At 64.1% G+C, this 22,589-nt stretch carries 17 protein-coding genes and 1 pseudogene; 8 read left to right on the top strand and 10 right to left on the bottom strand.

Annotation, left to right across the window (positions count from 1 at the left end; all coding sequences use genetic code 11):
* Positions 1 to 150: pseudogene (locus tag AC1DLO_RS13100) on the bottom strand (lipoyl synthase); the annotation flags it as partial.
* Entirely contained in the window at positions 147 to 815 is a 669-nt protein-coding gene (gene lipB / locus AC1DLO_RS13095; protein WP_476890221.1) for a lipoyl(octanoyl) transferase LipB, read from the bottom strand. The pseudogene AC1DLO_RS13100 and the gene lipB, both read right to left, overlap by 4 nt.
* Before the next feature lie 145 nt (positions 816 to 960).
* On the opposite strand from lipB, the gene AC1DLO_RS13090 reads away from it, so the two are divergent.
* Positions 961 to 2,586, top strand: a complete 1,626-nt coding sequence (locus AC1DLO_RS13090) for a serine/threonine protein kinase (RefSeq protein WP_476890220.1) — start codon at positions 961 to 963, stop codon at positions 2,584 to 2,586.
* On the opposite strand, the gene AC1DLO_RS13085 is transcribed toward AC1DLO_RS13090, so the two are convergent.
* A complete protein-coding gene (locus AC1DLO_RS13085) occupies positions 2,583 to 3,500 on the bottom strand; it encodes a TIGR01777 family oxidoreductase (RefSeq protein WP_476890219.1) in 918 nt (305 codons plus the stop codon). The genes AC1DLO_RS13090 and AC1DLO_RS13085 overlap by 4 nt on opposite strands.
* A gap of 83 nt (positions 3,501 to 3,583) precedes the next feature.
* Here AC1DLO_RS13085 and AC1DLO_RS13080 point away from each other — a divergent pair, with 83 nt between their 5' ends.
* A complete protein-coding gene (locus tag AC1DLO_RS13080; RefSeq protein ID WP_476890218.1) occupies positions 3,584 to 7,120 on the top strand; it encodes a S41 family peptidase in 3,537 nt (1,178 codons plus the stop codon).
* A 75-nt stretch (positions 7,121 to 7,195) separates the two neighbouring features.
* On the opposite strand, the gene AC1DLO_RS13075 is transcribed toward AC1DLO_RS13080, so the two are convergent.
* The 5 genes from AC1DLO_RS13075 to AC1DLO_RS13055 form a co-directional block, all read right to left on the bottom strand.
* The gene (locus AC1DLO_RS13075; RefSeq protein ID WP_284981435.1) at positions 7,196 to 7,624 is read right to left on the bottom strand and encodes an OsmC family protein; all 429 of its coding nucleotides are present in this window, start codon (positions 7,622 to 7,624) and stop codon (positions 7,196 to 7,198) included.
* A gap of 182 nt (positions 7,625 to 7,806) precedes the next feature.
* Entirely contained in the window at positions 7,807 to 8,160 is a 354-nt protein-coding gene (locus tag AC1DLO_RS13070) for a hypothetical protein (protein WP_184739050.1), read from the bottom strand.
* A gap of 160 nt (positions 8,161 to 8,320) precedes the next feature.
* Positions 8,321 to 10,072, bottom strand: a complete 1,752-nt coding sequence (gene sucB, locus AC1DLO_RS13065; protein ID WP_476914492.1) for a 2-oxoglutarate dehydrogenase, E2 component, dihydrolipoamide succinyltransferase — start codon at positions 10,070 to 10,072, stop codon at positions 8,321 to 8,323.
* 109 nt (positions 10,073 to 10,181) lie between these two features.
* Complete coding sequence (gene lpdA, locus AC1DLO_RS13060) at positions 10,182 to 11,564, bottom strand: dihydrolipoyl dehydrogenase (protein WP_476890216.1); 1,383 nt, start codon at positions 11,562 to 11,564, stop codon at positions 10,182 to 10,184.
* A 235-nt stretch (positions 11,565 to 11,799) separates the two neighbouring features.
* Positions 11,800 to 13,320 carry a leucyl aminopeptidase gene (locus tag AC1DLO_RS13055; RefSeq protein ID WP_476890215.1) on the bottom strand — a complete coding sequence of 507 codons (1,521 nt, stop codon included), beginning with the start codon at positions 13,318 to 13,320 and terminating at the stop codon, positions 11,800 to 11,802.
* Between the two features lie 319 nt (positions 13,321 to 13,639).
* On the opposite strand from AC1DLO_RS13055, the gene AC1DLO_RS13050 reads away from it, so the two are divergent.
* The 4 genes from AC1DLO_RS13050 to AC1DLO_RS13035 all read left to right on the top strand — a co-directional run bounded on the left by AC1DLO_RS13050 (position 13,640) and on the right by AC1DLO_RS13035 (position 18,924).
* The gene (locus AC1DLO_RS13050) at positions 13,640 to 14,578 is read left to right on the top strand and encodes a proteasome assembly chaperone family protein (RefSeq protein WP_184739058.1); all 939 of its coding nucleotides are present in this window, start codon (positions 13,640 to 13,642) and stop codon (positions 14,576 to 14,578) included.
* 35 nt (positions 14,579 to 14,613) lie between these two features.
* Positions 14,614 to 15,972, top strand: coding sequence for an MFS transporter (locus tag AC1DLO_RS13045; protein WP_476890214.1), 1,359 nt, complete (start codon positions 14,614 to 14,616; stop codon positions 15,970 to 15,972).
* Positions 15,973 to 16,052: 80 nt separating this feature from the next.
* Complete coding sequence (locus tag AC1DLO_RS13040; RefSeq protein WP_476890213.1) at positions 16,053 to 17,333, top strand: DUF4192 domain-containing protein; 1,281 nt, start codon at positions 16,053 to 16,055, stop codon at positions 17,331 to 17,333.
* Between the two features lie 292 nt (positions 17,334 to 17,625).
* A complete protein-coding gene (locus AC1DLO_RS13035; protein WP_184739065.1) occupies positions 17,626 to 18,924 on the top strand; it encodes an RNA polymerase sigma factor in 1,299 nt (432 codons plus the stop codon).
* Between the two features lie 95 nt (positions 18,925 to 19,019).
* Here the strand turns inward: AC1DLO_RS13035 and AC1DLO_RS13030 are convergent, their stop codons facing one another.
* Positions 19,020 to 20,432, bottom strand: coding sequence for an aminotransferase-like domain-containing protein (locus AC1DLO_RS13030; protein ID WP_476890212.1), 1,413 nt, complete (start codon positions 20,430 to 20,432; stop codon positions 19,020 to 19,022).
* On the opposite strand from AC1DLO_RS13030, the gene AC1DLO_RS13025 reads away from it, so the two are divergent.
* Positions 20,431 to 21,372, top strand: a complete 942-nt coding sequence (locus AC1DLO_RS13025) for a DMT family transporter (protein ID WP_476890211.1) — start codon at positions 20,431 to 20,433, stop codon at positions 21,370 to 21,372. The two genes, AC1DLO_RS13030 and AC1DLO_RS13025, sit on opposite strands and share 2 nt — an antisense overlap.
* 53 nt (positions 21,373 to 21,425) lie before the next feature.
* Positions 21,426 to 22,076 (top strand): FMN-binding negative transcriptional regulator, encoded by a 651-nt coding sequence (locus AC1DLO_RS13020; RefSeq protein WP_476890210.1) that lies wholly within the window; start codon positions 21,426 to 21,428, stop codon positions 22,074 to 22,076.
* Positions 22,077 to 22,216: 140 nt separating this feature from the next.
* On the opposite strand, the gene AC1DLO_RS13015 is transcribed toward AC1DLO_RS13020, so the two are convergent.
* Entirely contained in the window at positions 22,217 to 22,438 is a 222-nt protein-coding gene (locus AC1DLO_RS13015; RefSeq protein ID WP_059389114.1) for a DUF7455 domain-containing protein, read from the bottom strand.
* Positions 22,439 to 22,589: the final 151 nt, after the last annotated feature.

Raw genomic sequence — 22,589 nt, 5'->3', positions numbered from 1 at the left:
GCCTTCCTTTTTCACGAGGTTCTTCAGGCCCACGAATTCCGGGCCCATCTGGACCTTGGCCTTGATCCACTCGGGCTTGCGTTCGACCGGGACGGCTTTGTTGCGCTGTTCAACGCGCAGCAGCTTACGGCCTTCAGGTGCCAGGGTCACTGGATTGCTCCTTCGGGGCTGGATACGAGTGCTTCTTCGTGCTTGCGGAACTCTTCGATGAAGCGCTCGGCAATGTCGGCCGGGTTGATGGTCCTGCCGGTCTCAATGGACATGGTGGTGACGCTGGCGTCGGTGATGCCGCACGCGATGATCTGTGCGTAGGGAGCGAGGTCGTTGCTGCAGTTGATGGCCACGCCATGCATAGTGACGCCGTCCAAGACGCGGATGCCGATCGCGGCGATCTTGCGGTCCGGACCCTTGTCATCGGCGAGGACCCAGACTCCCGCCCGGCCCTTGACCCGCGTGGCCTTGATCCCGTAGTCCTCAATGATCGCGATCATCACGTCTTCGAGCCGCTCGACGTAGTCACGGATTCCGGCACGGTTCTTCAGTTTGAGGATGGGATAGGCGATCAGCTGACCCGGTCCGTGCCAAGTCAGCTTGCCACCCCGATCAACAGGGACGACGGGAGTGCCGTCAAAGGGGCGCTCGTGGTCCTCAGTGAGCTTGCCTGCGGTGTAGACCGCCGCGTGCTCAAGGAGTAAGACGGTGCTGGGTTTCTCGCCGGCAACAACTTTGTTGTGGAGCTCGCGCTGGATATCCCAGCCCTGCATGTAGTCAACGAAATCCGGGGCAAGACCCAGCTGTGAAAACTCAAGAGTCATGGGGACAAGCTTAGACCCCGCTGGACGCAGGCCATGCTTTTGTGGCCAAGCTCTCAGTCGTACTCGGCTGGGTCGCACGGCTCGTGCCACGCAGGCCTGTGGATAACTTCTGCGGCGATCCGGGAATTCCGGTATCTGTTGAGTCATGGAGATTTTTGTGCCCGGCAGGGGTGGTCAGGACGACGATAAAGCCACGACCTTCCAAGGGACTGCCTCTTCCGAGCCGGTGATTCCCGGCTTTGTTCCCGTCCGTGAGCTGGGCCGCGGCGGAAGCGCCGCGGTGTGGCTTGCCATGGAACAGCGGTCCGGGAACAGTTTTGCCGTGAAATGCCTCGGGCTGAAACCGGAGACGGAGGACCCAGGCAAGGCCAAGTCCTCCATGCTCCGTGAGGTGCACCTTTTGTCGCGGCTGGATCATGAGCACCTCGTCAAGGTTCGTGGCGTCGTCCGGTTGGCAGGGCCCTCCGACGGCGGACTGGGCCTGATCATGGATTACGCACCCGGGGGTTCGCTGGGGGAGCTTGTGTCCAGCCGGGGGCGTCTCAGCGTCGGTGAGACGGTGACCATCCTTACTCCTCTGGCGCAGGCCTTGGCCTATCTGCATCATCAGGGCATGACACACTCCGACGTTTCGCCCGGGAATGTGCTCTTCACTGCCCAGGGGAAGCCGCTTCTGTCGGATGTGGGAGTTTCGCGCGTGGTGGGGGACACCGCCGGCGTCCCGGACTCCGGCACTCCCGGATTCGCAGATCCGGCTCCGATGGTCGGGGAGCGTGCCGAACTCCAGCCTGAGCGCGATACCTATGCCCTCGCAGCCCTCGGCTGGTATTGCCTCACTGGTTCCGCTCCGGACACTGCGGCCCGGAGGCCTCCACTGACGTTGCTGGTGCCGGCGGTCCCTGCCGCGCTAGCCGTTGCCATCGAGGCCGGACTGCATCCAGATGGGCATCAACGGCCTTCCGCGGCCGAGTTGGGTATCGCCGTCTACCGGAGCGCGGCGCCGGAAGCCGTGGACCTTTCCGTTTCGGTGCACGCGACGGTTGTTCCGGAACTGATGACCCGGCGTCGGGCAGTTGATCCTCGCTCAAAGCGCGCCCGCGTCGGGAAGTTCTTCGGACGCTTCCGCTCGCCACGGGGAGGAGGAAGGGGGCGGTGGGCTGTTGCGCTTAGTTCTGTGCGACGGCGGGCGGCGTCCATTCTGCTCGCTCTCGGGATACTTGTGGTTGCCGGCTCAGCGATCAGCATGTGGTGGGCTGGCGATCGAGGACAGGGAGTTGGGCAGCAAACGCAGGAGTCGACGCCGGCGCTCGGCCCGCCGGGGAACCGCCTGAAGGGGGCGGGCCTCGACGAGGTCCCCGCAGCGGTGCGGGACCAGATTCGATCTCAAGACCCCGAGGAAGCCATCAGGGGACTATCGGCGCTTCGGGACACGGCGTTCAGTACCGGCAAGCTTGAGCTATTGGATCACGTCAACGCACAGGGCTCGGCTGCTGCTGCCGCGGACGGCAAAGTCAGGGACGAATTGGAGGGCGCAGCCTTGGTTCTTTCGGGCTTCTCCACCGCCTTGACCAGCGTGAGCGTGGAAGGCGCTGCCAGCCGGGACCGCGCAACAGTTGCTGTCAGGGCGGAGACCTCGGCCTATGAAGAACGGGACGCCTCAGGGAAAGTGGTCCGTACGCGTCCCGCCGGCCAACCACAGGAACTCAGGGTGGTCCTTTTACGCAGCGAAGGGGGGTGGAGGATCACCGAGATCCTGGCCAAGCGGGCTTAGCCGGATTCGGAGGACCACTTGCCACCGCTTGCCACCCATCGGGCGGCGTCCGCCAGTGCAGGGTGCTGCCAGGTAAAGCCCGAGGCCATAAGCCTTGCCGGTTCCATGCGCTGGCTGGCGAGGACCAGTTCCTCTGCCAGTTGGCCACCCAAGACGAGGCGCAGCGCCGGGGCGGGTACGCGTAGGAACGCCGGCCGATGCAGGGCCGCCGCCAACTGCGCAACGATGGCGTTGACGTCGGCACTTTCCGGGGCGCACACGTTGATGGGACCCTCGAGCGATGAGTCCAGCAGGAATTCGATAACCGTGATTTCATCGACCAAGGAGATCCATGGCCAGTATTGCCGACCGTTGCCTAGCGGTCCGCCCAGGCCCAGTTTCAGCAGCGGCAGGAGCCGGCCCACCGCGCCACCGGCCGGGCTGAGTACCACGCCGGTGCGGGGAGTCACCACGCGGACGCCCCGGGGAGCAGTGCGGGCGGCGGCTTCCCAGTCGACGCAGAGCCGCGCCAGCACGCTTTGGCCGGGGCCCGAATCTTCGCGCAGGAGCCCGGCTCGGGACGCGCCATAGTAGTGCGACCCCGATTGGCTCAGGAATGTTCCGGGCGGAGTTCCCAGCCGTCCCATGGCCGCCGTGAGCGTTTTAGTTGTCCGCAGGCGTGAGTCGAAGATTTCCCTCACCCGTGCCTTGGTCCAGCGGCGGTCCCCGATCCCTGCCCCGGAGAGGTTGACCACGGCGTCGGCACCGTCCAGTAGCGCTTCGTCCAAGTGCCCCGCGGCAGGGTCCCACTGTGCTTCGCTGGTTCCTGTTGGTGTGCGGCGAACAAGCTTGACGACGTCGTGCCCTGTGCGAAGAAGACGATCGGCCAGCGCCGTTCCGATAAATCCTGATGCTCCCGAAATCACGATTCGCATGCCTCATCACATCATGGCGAGTGTCACTTCGGCACTCCGGCAGGCCTCAAAGAGCTTGCTTCTCCTTTGACTATGATCGAACAATGACCTCCTCCAGCTACTTCCGTTTCCCGCATTTGCACGGTGACCTGCTCACCTTCGTGGCCGAAGACGACGTTTGGATTGCGCCCGTGGCAGGAGGCCGCGCATGGCGGATTTCCGCCCAGCAGTTGCCTTCACGCAATCCCCGCTTCAGCCCCGATGGCAAGCGGCTTGTCTGGACGACGATCGTCGGCGCAGCTCCCGAAGTGGTGACAGCAGAGGTCGACGGCGGCGGCTACCGGCAGTTGAGCTACTTCGGCCACAGCACCACCCGGGTCAAGGGATTCACCTCCGGGGGCGATGTGGTGGTCACTAGCGCTTTCGAACAGGCCGAAGGACGGCACACCCACGCTTACGCTCTGCCGCTCGACGGCGGCCCGGCCGTCGAGCTTCCGTTCGGTCCTGTGGAATCGCTGGCGTTCGGCCCGGAAGTGGGAGACGAGCGTCCCGTTGTCCTGGCCAGTGTGCTCTCCCGTGAGCCTGCTTGGTGGAAGCGGTATCGCGGCGGTACAGCCGGAAAGCTGTGGATCGACGCTGACGGGAACGGCGAGTTCGCCCGTCTGGTCCCTGAGCTCGACGGGAATCTCGCGGACCCGCTGTGGGTAGGCGGCCGGATTGCCTTCCTTTCGGACCACGAGGGTTTCGGAAATCTCTACTCCGTGCAGCCCGACGGAACGGATCTGCGCCGGCACACCGATCACGAGGACTTCTACGTCCGGCACGCTGCGAGCGACGGCAAACGGGTCATCTTCGAATCGGCAGGCGAATTGTGGATCCTGCCGACGCTTGAGTCCGACGCCGAGGCGGTACGGCTGGACATCACGCTGGGCTCGGCATCACAGTCGCGGCGGGCGGCACCCCTCAAAGTTCCCGCCCACTTGGGCGAAGTGTTCCCCAATGCTGAAGGTTCAGCCAGTGCAGTGGAATCCCACGGAACCATCCACTGGCTGCGCCACAGGGACGGGCCGTCCCGGGTAGTCGAAGCGACTCCCGGCGTGCGGGCGAGGCTTCCCCGGCCGCTGAGCGACGGTCGTATCGCCTATGTAGCGGACCACGACGGCGTCGACTCGGTTTACATCAAGAGGATCGCCCCGCGTGTCTCACGGCCGACCAGCGCAGCGCCAGTCCAGGACCCGGCCACTGCGACGCCGGAAACCGGAATGCCCCTGGCGTCCGATGAGGCTGTTGCCGAACAATTGCCCCGTCCCGTTTCCGCGTCGGCGATCGCGGGACAGCCGGCGACGTCCCCGGCTCGGCATCCGCTGTCCCGCACACAGGCCGCTGCGGCTTCGGAGGGCAGCACGGCGATGCCCGACGGCGCAACGGAGAGCGGAGGGGACGGATTGCGCCTCGACGTCCAGCGGATCGACTTTCCCAGGGCAGCACGTCCAAGCGCCCTCGAAGCCAGTCCTGACGGCAAATGGCTTGCAGTGGGGACAGCATTCGGTGATGTGTACCTGGCCGATACGGCGAGCGGGACCCTGTCGCTGATTGTGAGCGTAGGGGAGGGCAGCATTGATGGACTCGCGTGGTCGCCGGACTCACAATGGCTGGCCTGGTCCGAACCCGTGACGTCGTTCGGTTCGCGGAGCAAGATGCGGATGGCCAACACAGCCTGTCCGGAAAGCATTGTGGATGTCACCGACGGCCGTTTCTGCGACGAATCACCCGCTTTCACTCCCGATGGCAAGTTCCTGGCGTTCCTGTCGAACCGCAGTTTTGATCCCGTCTACGACGGCCACGCCTTTGATTTGTCCTTCCCCAGCCCCATCAAGCCGTACCTCGTGGCACTCGCAGCGGACACTCCATCTCCCTTCGGGCCAGTAGTGGATCTGTTCGACGAGGGTGACGCTGAGGCCTCCCCAGGGGCGACGGACGGCGCCGAGAACGGCACTGTGGCCGGCGCGGCTGTCCAGGTCCGCGTGGACCTCGAGGGCCTGCCATTGCGTGTCATCGGCGTCCCGGTGCCGCAAGGCAACTATTCCGAGCTTTCGGCCTCGAGCGATGCCCTGCTCTGGCTGGACACCCCTCTTTCGGGCGTCACTGGAGAAGGCCGGGGGAAAGTGCAGGACAAGGCGCCAGCTCCCGCCTTGGTCCGCTACGAGCTGTCGAAGCAAAAGCAGGTCGCGTTGGCTTCTGCTGTTGAGCGCTACCGTCTGTCCGGAGACGGCAAGAAACTGGTCTTCGTCAACGACAAGCAGGTTGTTGCCGTGCCGTCGGACGTGAAAGTTGATGAAGACTCAGCTGAGCGCGTGAAGGTTGAGCTCAACCGGATCCGGGTCATCATGGATCCGTTGGCAGTGTGGGGGCAAGCATTCGACGAAGCATGGCGGCTCCAGCGGGACTTCTTCTGGACCGAGGACATGGCCGGCCTGGACTGGGAATCGGTGCACCGCCGGTACCGTCCCGTCGTCGGGCGCCTGGGCTCCCACGACGATCTGGTGGACCTCCTGTGGGAACTCCATGGCGAGCTCGGTACCTCCCACGCGTACGTGCGTCCGGCGGCGGTGGTTGAGCCCGGCAGCAATGGACAGGGACGGCTTGGTGCCGACCTCCAATTAACGGAGGTTGGCTGGGAGATCACACGCATCCTCGCGGGAGACTCCTCAGACCCCCTCGCCAACTCGCCGTTGACGCGGCCCGGAGCCGACGCGAAGGTGGGCGACGTTGTGCTGGCAATCGACGGCGTCGGGCTCTCCGCGGACGTTACCCCAGCCAAACAACTGGCGGGCGCCGCAGGCCGCGCCGTGGAACTCACGCTCCTGAACGGCAACGGGCATGGCGAAGCTGCCGGACGGCAGCGACGCGTTGCCGTGGTTCCGGTGAAGGACGAGGAACGCCTGCGGTACCAGGAATGGGTACATGCCAACCGGCGTACCGTGCGCGAGGCCTCGGACGGAAAGTTCGGTTACCTGCACGTGCCGGACATGATGGCCAACGGCTGGGCGCAGCTCCACAGGGATCTTGACACCGAGACTGCTCTGGATGGGTTGATTGTTGATGTCCGGCGCAATCGTGGCGGCCACACTTCCCAGCTGGTGGCCGAGTTGATCGGCCGCAAGGTCACCGGCTGGAGCATGCCCCGCGGCGAAAAGCCGCGCACCTACCCCCATCATGCTCCGCGCGGGCCAGTCATTATCCTCACCGACGAATTCGCCGGGTCCGACGGCGACATCATCACGCAGGTGTCCAAGCTCCGCGGCATCGGCCCGATTATCGGCACCCGGACCTGGGGCGGAGTGGTGGGCATCGACAACCGCTTCACCTTGGCTGACGGCACGGGTGTGACCCAGCCGCGTTACGCCACGTGGTTCTCCGGCGGGATCGGCTGGAGCGTGGAGAACTTCGGCGTTGAGCCTGACATTGAGGTGGTGTTCCCGCCGCACGCGTACGCAGCAGGCACCGATCCCCAGCTGGAATACGGGATCGGAGCCCTCAAGGAAATGGTCCAGGAACTGCCCACGGACCGGCCTCCGCTGCGTGAAGGCTATCGCAAGGTCCGTCCCGTTGCGTTGCCCGCCAGGCCGCAAAAGGGGTAGCCGAAGGCCCGCAAAACGAAGTCCCGCCCGTCCGGAAGGAAAGGCGGGGACTTCGCTGCTTTGGACGTGTTGCCGCTAGGAAGCGAGCGTGGCATCCAGCGTGATCGGAGTTGCACGAAGTGCCTGGGAAACCGGGCAGTTGACCTTGGCGTCTTCGGCGAGGCGCTGGAATTCTTCCTCGGAAACACCGGGGATGCGTGCGCTCACGGTCAGGTGGATGCCAGTGATGCCAACGCCTGGCTGGAACGTGACGTCGGCCTTGGTGTTGACCTCTTCCGGCGTGAAGCCTGCGCCTGCCACGCCGTTGCTGAATGCCATCGAGAAGCACGCCGAGTGTGCGGCGGCAATCAGCTCTTCGGGGCTTGTCTTGCCTTCTGCGGACTCGGCGCGGGCCTTCCATGTCACGTTGAAGGTTCCGAGTCCGGAGCTGTCCAGCGTGGTGTTGCCGGCGCCTTCGATCAGGTTGCCGTTCCATACGGTGTGTGCGGTGCGTGTTGTAGCCATGTCCACTCCTCAGCGTCGTTGCGAATTGGCATCCGGATGCCGGGTGCCACCGGGTTCAATCCTAAGGATTCGACGACGGCGGCGCACCGCTTGTCCGCTCTCAGAGGATTGTGACCGCCACGGGTCAAACGGCAGCGGCCGCCCGGACGGAAGGTCCGGGCGGCCGCTCGTCCATCAGGGGATTACTGCCAGATCGTGGCGATCGCGATGTTGACCAACGCCAGTCCGCCGACGCCGTGTGCCAGGCCGGTAGAGACCGGTTCGCCCTTCTTGACCTTGCGGGAGCCAATGACGGCGAGCACGGCCACGGCGAGACCAATGGCGAACTTGATGCCGAGCTTGAAGTAGTTGGGGTCGGCATTGGGCAGCATGGGCAGGATTCCCATCATGGCAATGCCAGTGATCAGCTGCACGAAGGCGCCGTCCCGCTGGCGTGGGTGGACGGTCGGCTGCTTCATGGTGGCGATCCAGAAACCCACAATCATGGCTGCGCCGACGATGTGCAAGAACAGCAGGACGTTGAAGAGAATACTCATGGCTCCAGCTTAGCCAGAATCTTCTACGTGCCGTAGCAAAGCCACGGAGCAAAATGGGCGCACAAAAACGGGGCAGGCTCCGGCGGTTTCCCACCGGAGCCTGCCCCATCGTCGCGATCCGCACCGTCACGCGGCGCGAATTGCTAGGTCATGACTGGAATCAGAGACCCAGGTCAGCCTCGAACGAACCTTCTTCAAGGCGGGCCTTGAGCGTCTGCAGGAAGCGGCCGGCGTCGGCGCCGTCGACCAAACGGTGGTCGTACGTCAGSGASAGGTACATCATGGAGCGGATGGCSAKCGAGTCRTCRCCGTTCTCRTCGGMRACCACYACGGSRCGCTTGACGATSGCRCCGGTGCCSAGGATKSCSACCTGCGGCTGGTTGATGATCGGCGTGTCGAACAGGGCGCCCACAGAACCGATGTTGGTGATGCTGAAGGTACCGCCGGACAGCTCGTCGGGACCGATCTTCCCCTGGCGGGTGCGGCCGGCGACATCGGCGATCTTGCTGGCCAGGCCGGCAAGGTTCAGGTTGCCGGCGTCGGAGATAACCGGGACAAGCAGGCCCTTGTCGGTGTCCACCGCGATCGCGAGGTGTTCCGCGTTGTGGTAGGTGATTTCTTGCTTGTCTTCGTCGTAGGCGGCGTTCAGCTTGGGGTGCTGCTTCAGTGCCTCGGCGACGGCCTTGGCGATGAACGGCAGGAAGGTGAGCTTGACGCCGTTCTGGGCCTCGAAGGAACCCTTGGCCTTGAGCCGGAGCTTGGCGATCTTGGTCATGTCGACCTCGTGCACCTGGGTCAGCTGAGTGGAGGTTTCGAGTGACTCGCGCATGCGGCGGGCGATGACCTGGCGAATGCGCGGAGCCTTTTCCACCGTCCCGCGCAGCGAAGAGGCAACAACGGGAGCGGCGGCAGGCTTGCTCGGTGCCGCAGGAGCCGCGGACGCCGGAGCAGCGGCTGCAGCCTTCTTTGCGTCGGCTGCGGCGAGCACGTCCTGCTTCCGGATACGGCCGCCGACGCCGGTGCCCGTCACGGTGGTGATGTCGACACCGTTCTGGTTGGCAAGCTTGCGGACGAGGGGGGTAACGTAGCCGGATTCCGCCGGAGCCGAGGGTGCTGCCGGAGCCGGAGCCGCTGCGGGCGCGGATTCCGCAACCGGAGCTGTAGGGGCGGCGGCTGGGGCTGCCTCAACAACGGGCGCGGGGGCTGCCGGAGCGGGGGCGGTAACCGGAGCGGCTGCGGCGGGTGCCGGAGCAGCTTCGGCTGCCGGCGTAGCGGCGGGGGCACCGGAGCCAATGACGGCAAGAACCGAGCCGACCTCGGCAGTGTCGTCCTCGTTGACGCGGATTTCCAGCAAGGTGCCGGCCACGGGGGAGGGAATTTCGGTGTCGACCTTGTCAGTGGAGACCTCAAGGAGCGGTTCGTCCACCTCGACGGTGTCGCCGACGGCCTTGAGCCAGCGGGTGACTGTGCCTTCGGTGACGCTTTCGCCCAAGGCCGGGAGGGTCACGTCGTGACCCGATGCCGCGGCAGGAGCTGCTGCCGGCTCGGCAGCGGGGGTCGGGGCTGCGGCCGGCGCGGCTGCCGGTGCCGCTTCAGGAGCCGGCGCTTCGGCGGGGGCTGGAGCCGCCGGTGCCTCCGCCACAGGTGCGGCTGCGGGAGCTGCAGCGCCGTTGCTGCCGCTGCCGATCCGGACCAGGGGAGCGCCGACTTCGGCGGTCTCGTCTTCAGCTACGAGGATCTCTTCGATGATGCCGGCAATAGGAGACGGGATTTCAGTGTCTACTTTGTCGGTGGAAACTTCGAGCAGGGGCTCGTCGACTTCCACTCGGTCACCAACCTGCTTGAGCCAGCGAGTGACGGTGCCTTCGGTGACGCTTTCACCAAGGGCGGGCAAGTTAACGGATTCAGACATGTCGTCCCCGTTCTCCTTATTGATCTTTAGTGCGGATGAGTGTTGCCTGCTTGGGGGTCCTGCGCCCGCAGTTCGTGCGGGCACAGGACCGGGTGTCTTGCGTAAAGACTTAGCCGTGGAGCGGCTTGCCTGCCAGGGCGAGGTGGACTTCGCCCAGGGTCTCGTTCTGCGTCGGGTGTGCGTGGATGAACTGTGCTACGTCCTCCGGGTGTGCTTCCCAGTTGACGATCAGCTGTGCTTCGCCGATCTGTTCGCCCATACGGGAGCCGATCATGTGGATACCGACGACGGGGCCGTCCTTCTGGCGGACAACTTTCACGATGCCGCCGGTGCCCAGGATGGAGCTCTTGCCGTTGCCAGCCAGGTTGTATTCCTGGGTCTGGACCTGGTCCTCGCCGAACTTTTCCTTGGCTCCCTTTTCGGTGTAGCCAACGGTGGCGATTTCAGGTTCGCAGAAGGTGACCTTCGGGACATTCACGTCTTCGACGACTACCGGGTTCAGGCCCGCGATCTCTTCGGCGACGAAGATGCCCTGCTGGTACCCGCGGTGGGCCAGCTGGACGCCGGGGACGATGTCGCCGACGGCGTAGACGTTGCCGACGCCGGTGTGCAGGCGCTCGTTGGTGATGACGAAGCCGCGGTCGAGGGTGATACCTGCTTCTTCGTAACCAAGGTTGGCAGTGACGGGGCCACGGCCCACGGCAACCAGGAGAAGATCGGCTTCGAAGGTCTGGCCGTCAACCAGGGTGACCTTCACTCCGTTGTCGTCCTGCTCGACGCCCTGGAAGAAGACGCCGGTGCTGAACTTGATGCCGCGCTTCTTGAACGCGCGCTCGAGGTTCTTGACGATGGCGGTGTCTTCGTTGGGAACGAGGGAGGGGAGGCCTTCTACGATGGTGACGTCGACGCCGAAGGACTTCCAGACGGAAGCGAATTCGACGCCGATGACGCCGCCGCCGAGGACGATGACGCTCTTCGGGATGTAGTCCATGGTCAGCGCTTCGTCGGACGTGATGACGCGGCCGCCGATTTCGAGGCCGGGCAGGGAACGGGAGTAGGAACCCGTGGCCAGGACGATGTTCTTGCCCTTGTAGGCTGTGCCGTTCACGACGACGGTGTCAGTGCCCTGCAGCTTGCCTTCGCCTTCGATGACGGTGATGCCCTTGGACTTGATGAGTCCTTGCAGGCCCTTGTACTTACCGGCGACGATTCCGTCCTTGTAGGCGTTGACAGCGTCGATGTCGATGCTGTCAAGCGTCACGTTCACGCCGTACTTGGCGGAGTCGCGTGCGTGGTCGGCCAGTTCTGCCGAGTGCAGCAGTGCCTTGGTGGGGATACACCCGTTGTGCAGGCAGGTGCCACCGAGCTTGGCCTTCTCGACCAGACCAACGGTGAAACCAAGCTGAACGGCACGCAGAGCCGTGGCGTAGCCGCCGCTGCCGCCACCGAGTACCAGGATGTCGAATTCTTGCGCAGTTGCCTGATCGGCCACTAGGACGCTCCCTCGCGTGAGCGATGACACGCGACTACGCGTCATCTGGTCTTGGAACTTGTTCTGCCGCGATTATGCCAGCACCGAAGTTCTCTTGCATTTGTGACTACCGTGGTTCACCTTAGCGAACCACTTATCCATGCTCCACCCTGCCGAGGCTTTTGTGGGGCGCTTGTGGCCAGACTCACGTCGGGCCGTGGGGCCGGTCATGAACCGGCCCCACTTGGAGGCCGGTTCAGGCCGTTGCCAGCACGTCTTCGATGTAGGCGAGCAGCGTCCGGACGGTGCAACCGGTACCCTGCTTGGGCGTGTAGCCGTACGGGCTGCCGTTGTTGAAGGACGGGCCGGCGATGTCGACGTGTGCCCACGGGATCTGTGCGCCTTCAGCGTCCTTGCCGACGAACTCGCGCAGGAAAACGGCCGCGGTCATCATTCCTCCGTGGCGTTCGCCGATGTTCGCGATGTCCGCCACTTGCGAATCCAGGCTTGCCCGCAGTTCTTCCGGCAGCGGCATCGGCCAGACGAGCTCGCCTGCGCGGTCGGCGGCGGACTTGAGTGGGCCGGTGACAGCGTCCGAGCCCATCACGCCGGCAGTACGGTCGCCGAGGGCGATCAGCTGTGCCCCGGTGAGCGTCGCGACGTCGATGATGGCGTCCGGCTGTTCGAGGCTCGCCGCGACCAGGCCGTCGGCCATGACCAGGCGTCCCTCAGCGTCGGTGTTGAGGACCTCAACGGTCTTGCCGCCGTAGACGGTGAGGACATCTGCCGGGCGCTGTGCAGCGCCGGACGGCATGTTCTCGGCGATGCAGAGCCACGCGGTCACCTTGACCGGCAACCCGAGCCCCGCAACAGCCAAGACAGTATTAAGTACGACGGCGGCGCCCGCCATGTCGCTCTTCATGTCGCCCATGCCGAGGGCCGGCTTGATCGAAATGCCGCCGGTGTCGAAGGTAATGCCCTTGCCCACGAGCGCGATCTTCTTGGTGGCCTTGGCCGGGGCGTACTCCACCTTGACCAGGCGCGGTTGGCGGGTTGAACCCTTTCCGACGCCCAGGATTCCGCCGAAGCCGTCTTTCTCGAGGCGCTTCTCGTCCCAGACAGTCACTTTGACGGGGAGTCCCTTTGAGAGTTCTTTGGCAGCTTCGGCAAAGGACTCCGGGTAAAGGTGGCTCGGCGGCTGGTTGACCAGGGTACGGGTGGCGTTGACCGCGCGTCCGACGAGGAGCGCTCGGTCAAGTGCGGGCTGGACTTCCTTGCCGTCAAGGGCTGTGTGGATCAGGACCTTGCCGACCGGATCCTTGAGGCCGTCTTTGCTGGAACGGTGCTCGGTGTAGGAATAGGAACCGAGCACGGCGCCTTCGGCGACGGCTGAGACGTCGGCGAGGGACGCCGTCGGGAGTGCGAGCGTCACGGAGGACAGGCCAGCCAGTTGGCGGACGGCGGATCCTGCAGCGCGACGCAGGGCCTCCTCAGCGAGGGAAGCGCCGTCGGCAACCTTGCCGACACCCGCCAGGACAAGAACGCCTGAGCCGGTTTCCGGAAGACCCGGCAGACGGTGAACCTGATCGGCGGCTCCCGTAATGCCCAGGAGTCCCAACGAGGCTGCGAGAGATTCCGCAGCCTTGGCGCTCAGCGGGTTCCCGAGAAGCACCGGGCCGTCAGGACCCTGTCCGATGCCTATCACGAGTGCGTCGCTGGGCGACTTTTTCAGGTCCTTGGCGATGGTGCCAAGGGTGATGTCTGTAGTCTTCACCACGAGGATCCGTCCTCATTTCTCTCTGCATGGCTTGGCCGGGCTGCATGTTAGGCGCCCGGCCCTGGTACCCGTCGGTTGTCTGCTTGTGACAACGTCTGTGGTTGCTTCAGTCCGCACACGGCGGCACGTCTCGATCGTAGTCTGTCTGCTGCGCCGGAAAGCAATTAAATGAGAGTTGCAGCACATCGGCTGACAGGAATGCGTAGCCGGTCCGGGGCGTTGTACCAATACATGGAGCGTGGCGGGCCGCCGAAGGCACTTGCCGTGGTGTGCGCCCGCTTGCTCCTCCTAAAACTTGCAACTGCGAAAGGAACACGCCGTGTTTGAACGGATATCCGGCTCACTCCTTGACCCTGAGTCGCTCTACGCGAGCAACATCGAGCTCTTCCACAGCCCGGAGATCAGGGGGCTCAACATGCTGATGGGCTTTACGGGATTTGCCGATGCGGGCAACGTGGTCCATCAGATCAACCGGGAGCTGCTGGACACACTCGAAGTCGAAACCGTGGCCGTCTTCGATGCCGACCAGCTCATTGACTACCGCACGCGCCGTCCGCACATCAGTTTCGTCGAGGACCATCTGGAGGACTACAAAGCCCCTCAGTTGGCCCTTTACAGGCTGAAGGACGGGCTGGGCGAGCCGTTCTTGCTGCTTGCCGGTTTCGAACCCGACCTCCAGTGGGAACGGTTCTCGCGCGCCGTCGTCGGGATCGTGGAAAAACTCGACGTCAACCTGGTTACCTGGATCCATTCGATCCCCATGCCGGTTCCGCACACCAGGCCGGTGGGTGTCACGGTGCACGGTAACCGCCCGGAACTCATCGAAGGGATCTCAACGTGGAAGCCCACTGTCGACGTTCCTTCGGCTATTGGCCATGTTCTTGAACTGCGGCTGAGCGAAGCCGGGCGTAAGGTGGCCGGCTACGTGATACACGTTCCGCACTATCTCGCCGACGCGGAGTATCCGCCGGCAGCTGTCGCGGGGCTTGAATACCTGGGCGCGGCGACCTCCCTGATGCTGCCCACTGACCGCCTCCGCGAGGCCGGCAGGGAAGTGGGCCGGCAGATCGCCGAGCAGGTGGAGGCATCCGAGGACGTCCAGCAGGTGGTGTCAAAACTGGAATCCCGCTATGACGACAAAGCCGAGGGGACGGTCCGGCGATCCTTGCTAGCTGACGAGAACGACGAACTGCCCAACGCCGAGGACTTGGGCGCGGCAGTTGAGGCGTACCTCGCACGTAAAGATGCGCGCCCATAAAGCAGCTTTAATGAGGCCCCGGGCATAATGGAAGGGTGAACGCACCCCGCGCCTGGCTCATATGGACGATCGGGGTGCTCGCCTATCTGGTGGCAGTGGCCCAACGCACATCTTTCGGTGTCTCCGGACTTGAAGCGACTGAGCGATTCCATGCCAGCGCGGCCGCTATTTCCTTCTTCACCGTGCTGCAATTGCTCGTCTATGCCGGCCTCCAGATACCAGTGGGGCTGCTTGTTGACCGCTTCGGCTCCCGCGCCATGATTGCCAGCGGTGCCGTGCTCATGGGACTCGGCCAACTCCAACTGGCTTATGCCGAAACCATTCCGGGCGGCGTGCTCGGCCGGGTGCTCGTCGGAGCCGGTGATGCCATGACCTTCGTCTCCGTGATCCGCCTCGTGCCGATCTGGTTCGCGCCGGCCCGGGTTCCCCTTGTCACCCAGCTGACGGGAATGTCGGGCCAGCTCGGCCAGCTCATCAGTGTGGTGCCGTTCGCGTTGGTCCTTCATTCCGCGGGTTGGAACACAGCCTTTCTGGCTCTGAGTTCCCTCTCCGCGCTCGCCGTTGTCCTCGTCCTGGCGCTGCTCAGGGACGTTCCGCCGGGTCACCCACCCCGGGAGAGCGGTCAAGGGCTGCGCGCCACGGGTGTGACCCTCGCTCGCGCGTGGCGGCAGCCCGGGACGCGATTGGGGCTCTGGTGCCACTTCACCGTCCAGTTCAGCGGTAACGTCTTCGCCATGTCCTGGGGCTACCCATTCTTGGTGTCGGCGCAGGGCCTGGACGCGGCCACCGTGTCCGCCCTGATGGGGCTCTTTGTGGTCACCAGCATTCTCGTGGGGCCCCTGTTCGGAACGTTCGTCGCGAGGCACCCCATGCGTCGCTCGGCCATGGTTCTCCTGATTACTGCGGCCACCGCACTTGCCTGGGCTGCGGTTCTGCTATTGCCGGGCAGGGCGCCCTTGTGGTTGCTTGCCTTGTTGGTGGTCGCCCTGGCCATCGGTGGCCCCGGGTCGATGATCGGCTTTGATTTTGCCCGGACATTCAACCCTTCCCACAGGATCGGAACTGCCACGGGCATCGTCAATGTGGGCGGATTCGTTGCGGCGCTCCTGACGATCTATTTCGTGGGTCTGGTCCTCGACATTCTTCACACGAGCGGTTTCTCGGGAGGCGAGCTGTACGGCCTCGCGTCCTTCCGTATCGCTTTAAGCGTGCAGTTCCTGTTCCTCCTTGTGGGCACCGTCTTGATCGTCATGACCCGCCGCAAGGTGCGCCGCCAGATGGCGGCCCAGGGCGTGCACGTTCCGCCACTCCTCGTGTCGCTTGCAAATCAGCGCCGGCGCCGCGTCGAATTGCGACGCGCACGGCTCGCAAAGCAGCGAAGCTCCGCGCGGTAGCCTGATTCGTCATTGCAACCTTGTCCACATAGGGCAATTGAGGCCTGCCGTCACCGTGTCTTGCCGCCAATGCTGGATTCATGACAGCAGACAACCGTGTAACCATCTCCCGGCCCGAGGACATTCTGGGCTTCATTCCCCATGCCCTGGGACACTGGCCCAAGGAGAGTCTCGTGGCCATTACCTTGCGTGGCCAGACGCTCGGCGCCACCCTGCGCGTGGACCTTCCGCCTGAGAGATCCGAGAAGGTGCTTGCTCTGTACTCGCGGAGGATCGGTGAGTATTTGGAAGCAGACCATGACGCGGACGGAGTGCTCCTGGCAATTTTCAGCGATGATGGCTGGGAAAACGGCGGCGTTGTGCAGGGCAACCTGCCCCTGCTGGAGTCCCTGGAGCTGGTCTTCGCCCGCGGTGGCCTGGCGCTCCGGGATGCCTGGTTCATTGGTTCTGGCTACTGGCGCAGCGCGTTCTGTACCGATGTGGAGTGCTGCCCGATCCCCGGGCGTCCCGTGGACGAGATCCTCGACAGCAGGCTCAACGCCGAAATGGTTTTCAGGGGGAGCCGTGTCAGGGAGTCACCCCGGTTGCTGGGGCAGGCTGACGAACCGGCTAGTGATCCGGAGTTCTTGCGTGCTGAAGACTCCACCCTTGAGGAAATGCTTCGGCGGTGGCGTGGCAAGAGGACATTCGAAGAAATGCTGGATGTGTGGATGGGGGTCCTCGATTCCGGCCTTCCGGAAGAATTCGACCCCGAGGCCGAAGTGTTCCTCCGGGCGAGCCTGCGGGTTCCGGCGTGGCGTGACGCCGTGGTGGTCCTTGCGGCTGCCGGGAAAGGAGTCGCCCGCGGCGGCGCGGAGGCCTTCCGCTTCTTTTCTCCCGAGGGCGATTCGGAAGCCGCCTTGTTCATTCCGCCGGGGCTTCGGTGTTTGTCTCCAGCAAAAGGGAAGCCGACGGCGCAGAGATCGTCACCAGCAGGGCAAAGTCAGCGGGCATCCGGCGGAGAGGCTCCGCGGACGGCGGCGGCGGATAACAACGCCTTGCGGTACGGGGACGTGTTGCTAGGGCTCTACCCGGATAACCCCGACTGGGACCGACTGGCCACCTTGGACAGGGTTCTGGCGATGCTCTCGCGGCGTGGGGGCGGCGAGGGACGGGCTGCTGCGCTCACGATCCGGGGGTGGATTCAATGGTGCCAGGGGAGCGGTTCGTTCGCGGACGAGCTCTTTTCACAAGCGGACGCTGAACAACAGGGCTATCGACTTGCGGAGCTGCTTGCCGAGGTGGTGCGGCGCGGCACCGTGTGCGGTTGGGCGAAAAGCCATACGTCCGCATGGCGGAGGTTCGGAGGCACCGCGGCGTGACACGAAACCGCGTCACTGTGGGAAATCCAGCGAAGCGTAATTGTCCACAAGGTAGCCGATATAGACGCCCCGGAATCCAAAACCGTGAGACAATGGTTGCCGAGACCCGGTTGGGTCCGTGTTTCAAGTGCCCGGAATGTCCCTGAATTTAGGGAACATTTAGGCGTCGTCGGGAGTTTTACCTAAAGACTCTGCGGTCGGCGATGGCACTTGATGTTACAGCGGACTTGACAGGGTCATAGTGGTGTTGCCCCCATGGTGATTCCACAGACCGCCGCTAGAAAGGTTTTCTGTGACCCCGTCTTCCGCCGAGAAGGAACCCGCCGCCCAGGCCGAACTGTCCGCCGAAGAAAAGAAGGCGGCTACAGTTGCGAAGCGTGCGGCAACGCGTGCTGCCAATGCTTCAACTGCAGGTGCAGAGAAGCCGGCACCCAAGAAGCGCGGGCCCAAGCCCGGCGCCAAGGCCGCTGCCGAAGCCGCCAACAAGTCCGCCGGTGCCGACGAGGACTCCGAAGAAGAAGCCGAGGACTTTGACGCCGTCGTTCCCGATGAAGCAGAGCTCACCGAGGAAGTCGAAGAAGGCGAAGAGGGCAAGAAGCCTGCCGCGACAGGTTCCGGTTTTGTGTACTCGGATGCCGATGACGACGACGCTCCTGTCCAGCAGGTCATGTCCGCCGGCGCAACCGCCGACCCCGTCAAGGACTACCTGAAGCAGATCGGTAAGGTGGCCCTCCTGAACGCGGAGCAGGAAGTCGACCTTGCGCTCCGCATTGAAGCCGGCCTCTTCGCCGAGGAAAAAATCAACGCCGATGATGGTTCCATGGATCCGAAGCTCAAGCGTGAGCTCGAGTTCATCATCCATGATGGCAAGCGGGCCAAGAACCACCTCCTCGAAGCCAACCTGCGCCTTGTGGTTTCCCTGGCGAAACGCTACACAGGCCGCGGCATGCTGTTCCTGGACCTCATCCAGGAAGGAAACCTGGGCCTGATCCGTGCGGTAGAGAAGTTCGACTACACCAAGGGCTTCAAGTTCTCCACCTACGCCACTTGGTGGATCCGCCAGGCCATCACCCGCGCCATGGCAGACCAAGCCCGCACCATCCGCATCCCGGTGCACATGGTGGAAGTCATCAACAAGCTGGCACGGGTCCAGCGCCAAATGCTGCAGGACCTCGGACGCGAACCTACGCCTGAGGAATTGGCCCTCGAACTGGACATGACGCCCGAGAAGGTCGTTGAAGTCCAGAAGTACGGCCGCGAGCCCATCTCGCTGCACACCCCGCTTGGCGAGGATGGGGACTCCGAGTTCGGCGACCTGATCGAGGACTCCGAAGCCGTTGTACCGGCGGATGCCGTGAGCTTCACTCTCCTCCAGGAGCAGTTGCATTCGGTACTCGATACCCTGTCCGAGCGTGAAGCAGGCGTCGTAGCCATGCGCTTCGGCCTCACCGACGGCCAGCCGAAGACTTTAGACGAAATCGGCAAGGTCTATGGAGTTACCCGCGAACGCATCCGTCAGATCGAATCCAAGACGATGTCCAAGTTGCGCCACCCCTCCCGGTCGCAGGTCCTACGCGACTACCTCGACTAAAGCAACGGACGCCTTGCCCTCAGCGGCGCAAGCTTTCACAGAAATGGGCCCTCGGATCTTCCGGGGGTCCATTTCCTTTCCCTAGCGCATTTTCCCTAGAGCCTGTTGCGTTCGAGTGCTCGGCCGAGGATCCTTGCACCTTCCGGGAAGGCGGAGGGGTTGGGACCAGCGAAGTTGAGTCGGATGAACGGGCCGGCCGGTTCGGCAGGGAACCACTCGTTACCGACGGCGATCATCACCCCGGCACTCTCGCAGTCGAGAGTCAGCTTTTCGAGGTCGGTCCCGTCGGGCAAGCGTGCCCAGAGGTTCAGCCCTCCCTTGGGGATCTGGGTGATGTGAGCCCGGGGGGCGTGTTCGTGCAGGCTCGTCACCAGAAGGTCGCGGCGGGATTGAAGCTGATGGCGAAGGCTGCGCAGGTGCGTCTGCCACGCCGGCTGTGTGACGACATCGAGTGCCGCAGCCTGGAGCAAGCCGCTGACATACATCGACTCGGCTGCACGGTCCGCAAGAATGCGTTCGCGCGCCGGGCCACGTGCGATGACTGCAGCGACGCGGACGGCAGGGGAGACGCTTTTCGTCAGTGAACGAAGATAGACGACATGGCCGGAGTCATCACGTGCTGCGATGGGCACGGGAGTCGAGGTGATGCCGAAATCGTGCGCCCAATCGTCCTCAACCAGGAACGCACCGTGCTCGCGGACGACGTCCAGGACCTGTTCGCCCCGTCGGGCGGGCCATTGCGCCCCAGTGGGATTCGCATAGTTCGGTTGCGCGTAGAACAGGCGTGCGCCAGTCTCCTCAAAAGCCCTCGCCAATTCTTCCGGGTCAGGCCCATCGGGCCCGCTGGGCACCGGGACAATGCGGACTCCAGCCTGCGTCGCTGCCAGGATGGCTCCCCAGTAGCTCGGAGATTCCATGAGCAGAGGCTGCCCGTGGCCGACCAACGCAGTGAAGATGGAGCTGAGGCCCCCTTGGCTTCCTGGGAGCACGATGACGTCGCTCGGTGTGGGCGGGGTGAGCCCTGCCGGGGTCGCGGAGCCGAGTTCGTGCGCGAACCAGGACTGCAACTCGGGAAGCCCTGCCGCGGGTGGTCGAGACAAGGCCGCGTCTCCCCGGGCGGCCCGGGCGAGTGCGGCACGCACAAGGCGCTCCGGCAGGAGTTCCCGGTCCGGGTAGCCGGAGTGGAAAGCAATGATGTCGTTCGAGGTGTTGCGCATGGTGGTGGACGCCGAGCGGGGAGGCGCCTGCGGTGCACCCAGTGCTGCAGTCTGCCAACCGTAATCCGACGGCCGCGCAGTCCGGACGGCCCGCACGAAGGTCCCGACCCCGGGCCGGCTCTCGATCAAGCCCTGCGCGGTGAGGGTCTGCAGCGCCTTCTGCACTGTCACGGGGCTGGCCTGGTACTCGGCGACCAGTGATCGTGTGGACGGCAAGCGGGATCCCGGCGCGGCCCTGGCGATCCATTCCCGCAGTCGCGTCGCAATCCGGGAACTGCTATCGTTGTTCATGAAAGCCAATAGTAGCGCTACTACGCTTATTCGCCCAGTGATACCGTCCAGTTCGACGACGGGCCTTTGGTGGGGCCTTGTGGGAGTAGCGGCGTTCTCGTTCACTGTTCCCTTCACCCGAGTGGCGGTCGGTGGATTGTCGCCCTTGCTTATCGGGTCGGGCCGCGCGGTCGTCGCGTCCGTACTCGCGGCGTGTGCCCTCGCGCTCACCCGGCAGCGCCTTCCTCAAGGCAAGCAATGGGCGCGGCTCGCGGTGGTCGCCGCCGGGATTGTTGTCGGCTTCCCGTTGCTCACCTCGTTCGCACTCACGACGGTGCCCGCCAGCCACGGTGCCGTCGTCATCGCCCTGTTGCCCGCAGCCACCGCAACCGCTGCAGTGCTCCGCGGACGCGAGCATCCACCGATCGCCTTCTGGTTGGTGACAGCCGTGGGGGCCATTGCGGCGATTGCTTTCGCTTTCGCACAGTCAGGCGGGCTCGGGCAGCTGAACTGGGCGGATCTGCTGCTCCTCGGCGCTGTCATTGCTGCGGCTATCGGATACGCGGAAGGCGGTCTGCTCGCACGTGAACTCGGTGCATGGCAGACCGTATCTTGGGCGCTCGTCTTGGCATTGCCGTTGATGGCCGGCCTGGCTGCGCTCTCCAGGGCTCAGCACCCACCGTCGGCCTCGCCGGTCGAGTGGGCCGCCTTTGCATACCTCGGAATCGTCAGCATGTTCTTTGGATTCTTCGCCTGGTACCGAGGCCTCGCCATTGGACCCATGGCCAAGGTTAGCCAGATTCAGCTCATCCAGCCTGTGCTGAGCATTTGCTGGGCAGGGCTGCTGCTCGGCGAAGCTTTGAGCTGGACCACGATCATCGGAGGCCTGGCCGTCATTGTCTGCGCTGGGATCGCCGTCCGGGTCCGGCTCAACCCGCCACCGGCGAAACAGAATCTCTGAGGACGAACAGCCCCAAGAAGACCGCCTTTCCAAAAAATAGGAGGAATGAACCCATGTACATCCCAGCGCATTTCGCGGCCGGTCCGGACGCAATCCGTGACCTCTTGACGCGGCCGGGTGCAGCGAACCTGGTCACCATGACGTCGCAGGGCCTGCTCGCCAGTTTCGTGCCCTTCGTCTACGATCCTTCGGTCGGTGAACACGGCGCGCTGCAAGGACACGTCGCCCGAACCAACACGCAATGGTCCGAGTCGACGATCGGAGAATCACTTGTCATCATCCAGGGTGCAGACGCCTACGTCTCGCCTTCCTGGTATGCCTCGAAAGCCGAACACGGACGCGTTGTTCCCACGTGGAACTACTCCACTGCCCACGTCTACGGAACGCTTGCCGTCCATGACGATGTGGCCTGGCTTGGCCACCAAGTGCGGCGGCTGACCAAGCTCAACGAAGCACCGTTTGAGCGACCGTGGTCCGTTGAAGATGCGCCGGAGAAGTATGTCGCCGGTCAGTTGCGAGCCATTGTTGGCGTCGAATTGTTGATCACGAGGATCGAAGCGAAAGCCAAACTCAGCCAAAACCGTCCTGACACGGACATTGACGGTGTGATAGCAGGGCTTGAGGCTCGCGGACAGGAAGAGAGCGCCGCCGACGTAGCGCGAGCCAGGCTGGAAAAACCGCAGCGGGACACCGGCCTCGCATAGGACGCATCAGTTTCTCGGTTGGGAGGCGCCCTTCCATGGGCCGCCCTCCGTTAACGCAGCGGCCCCCTCCATCTGGAGGGGGCCGCTGTCTCTGTGAAATTTTGTCAGCCGAGGCGGCCGCTGGAGCCAGCCATTGATGGCTAATCGGCGAGGACGGGTTCCTTCTCCTGAAGGCGCGCCGTCTCGTCATGCCAGTCCGAGGTCATCGGCCGCAGCGTGGCCTCTACTGCACGTGCGTGGTGGCCGCAGAAAAGCAGCTCACCGCCGGAGGACTCGAGTACAACGCGGACATATGCCTGGGCCCCGCAACGGTCGCACCGGTCGAGTGCATTGAGTGTGCGGTCTGCAACTGCTGTTGTCATGTTCGGCCTCCTTAGTAGTTCTGTGTATCCATATAACCAGCTTTCGAATCAAAACCATGGCAAGGATGGGTCACGTTCGCTGTCCGCGTATCACATGTGCGTAACACGGGGAAGTGGCGTCCGGCACGATTGGGAGTGGCAGCTCTCGTCC

Source organism: Arthrobacter sp. 01T419 (assembly GCF_056398865.1).
Note: the sequence above shows the minus strand (reverse complement) of the source record. Positions and strands in the feature narration are given on the sequence as shown.